The organism is Ruegeria sp. BG6, assembly GCF_056538465.1.
In genome coordinates, this window is the sequence record NZ_JBQFTB010000038.1 from 1 (window position 1) to 2159 (window position 2159).

Below are 2159 nucleotides of genomic sequence, written 5' to 3' on the forward strand. Positions count from 1 at the left end.
CCTCCGCCGTCACTGTGTTTGCCTGATCCGGCACTGCGGACCTTCGCCGCGCTCAACTTGTAGAGTGATCCGGCCATATCCCCTCACAGCAACTCTTATCCCCCGTTTTATCCCCTCTTTTCTATGCGGTTTCAAGACGCACTTTGAGGCACGGCGATCGTCAAATTGATAAAAAATATTGTTTTTGTTGAAAAAAATAGTCTTTCGGACGAATTGTGACGCATTGTGATGAATGTGTTCAATGCCGTGTGGGGGCACCAAAACTCCTAATTTATCAAATATATAACAATTACTTAATATGTTCTTGCTAATTTTAATCCACCCTACTAGCCACCCTTTTGATGGTTGAGAAATATTTCTCAAGGCCTGCGCGTTTGGACAAAGGAAGACCAAAACCTGAACAGAGCTAACCTAAATTAGCGGACTCGAAGGGGAGCAGTTCATTTTACGCATCAGAAAGCTTGAGCAAACGGCTCGTGGGGACATAGTCCTCTGCTCTCAGTACACCTTTTGGGGCATGGTGCGACGCGCCGAACTCGTACCCCCTCATTGAAATCGTAAATCCTCATGAAGGCGCGCCGCTCCACACTGCTACTTGTTCGGCTTGTTCAAATTGGGTCGGTTGAATGGAAAATGCGGTTGTGTTCTGACATCTAAAAACCGCAATTCAATTCTCCAGCGAGCTTTTTGGGGCTCGTGGGGCAGCGCGCCGAACCCAACAACCCGCACATAACCGGTCGCAATATTCGGAATGCGCAAAAATCAACGCGTGCCACCCACGGTCAGAGGATTGTATGGTGGCAAAATTATGCCCGCTGCTCGTTACGAAACTTACGGTTTGCCTTTTGGAAACAGACTATTTCGCCAGATTTTGCAATGCTACGGGAATTCCCCAATTTCGAGGATTGGGTGCTCAAGGTAAGTTGTCTTCAACGAAACACTACTACCACTCCGGAATTCCCCCTTGTGAGAGAGGGGCTGGCTCTTACCCCCTCGTCCAGCCCCTCGCTTCACCCATCACAAAGCTATCAATTGCGACAGGCAGTATGCTTGATCTGATTGTAATTGGCAGTGCATATCAGCTTCACGGTTTGGTCCACTCGCTTTTTTCGGGGAGTTCCAGGTGTGCGACACTCGGGTCGCGTTGTTTCAGAAGCCATTTCGTACTATTTTCTTCAATCTCGTTGAACACTTTTTTGGTTTAGGGTTGCAGCGTTATGCGGCTTTTTCTGATCGGCGTTGTTGTGATTTCGCTGTCCGCGGCTGTCTCTTGAACGAGGTACTTCAGGTCCGATTTTGATAGCGATGTAGTCGGTCCCCCCCCGGCACACCAGTTGGCGACGTGCTGTTCTAGATTGAAGGAAGTAGAAGCGTCAATGTCAGCAATTCCATAGTAGATGTCGGTATCTTACTAAAAGTCCGAGCGAACTGCTTGCACAAGGTCCTGCTGACATATCAGTCGCCGAAATCAACTATGCGGTTGTGGGTCGTCAAGGTTCAACTCTCGCTGCGCATCATCAGCGGCGGCGAGACAGGCAATGCAGAAAAACGAACGGTACTAGTTGGCCCGCGCTGCAAGCTAGCTAGAGGGGACAAGAGCAACGCGGGCCCCCCGAAGGGTGGTAGTAATAAATAGTTAGCGTGATTGCCTGACCCGGCTCCGCGTCGCAGCGCCGCAGGCAAGAAAAATCCGCGCTGCTGAGGGATGGGATCATTCGCGGCGTAGGGTTGCTCCGCAATTACTCCCCGACAAGGCGTGCCACGGCGCGCAAGATCAGGAAAAGAGCACCGGCCCAACCCATCAAGCCAAAGGCCTCAATATCCAACGTGGCGCCAGCCAACAGGAAGAACGGGATGATGAATGGCCATTGAATGTGCTCGATCTCATGAAAAGCACGGTCATGATGGTGGGCAAGATGTCCGACAACTGCGCCTGCAACCATGCCTGATAAAAGAAACGAAACCTCCAGCAATAGCGAAAGACCCGCTGTCAGAAAGACGATACACACCGCTTCGGCTTTCAGGGGCTCTCCCGTTTTCAAGCGCCCGGTCAGACAAGCGGATGGCACGCCAATCCGGCAAGGAAAAGGACACCAAGGGTAATCAGAAAGCCGGCAATGTGCATAGAAAACCAAGCGTTAAGTTCTTGTCTAGACTAC

General features: G+C 50.8%; 1 protein-coding gene. It reads right to left on the reverse strand.

The features are described from left to right. Positions 1 to 1739 precede the first annotated feature (1739 nt). Positions 1740 to 2042 (reverse strand): hypothetical protein, encoded by a 303-nt coding sequence (locus ACR0JW_RS23790; protein ID WP_480714604.1) that lies wholly within the window; start codon positions 2040 to 2042, stop codon positions 1740 to 1742. Positions 2043 to 2159: the final 117 nt, after the last annotated feature.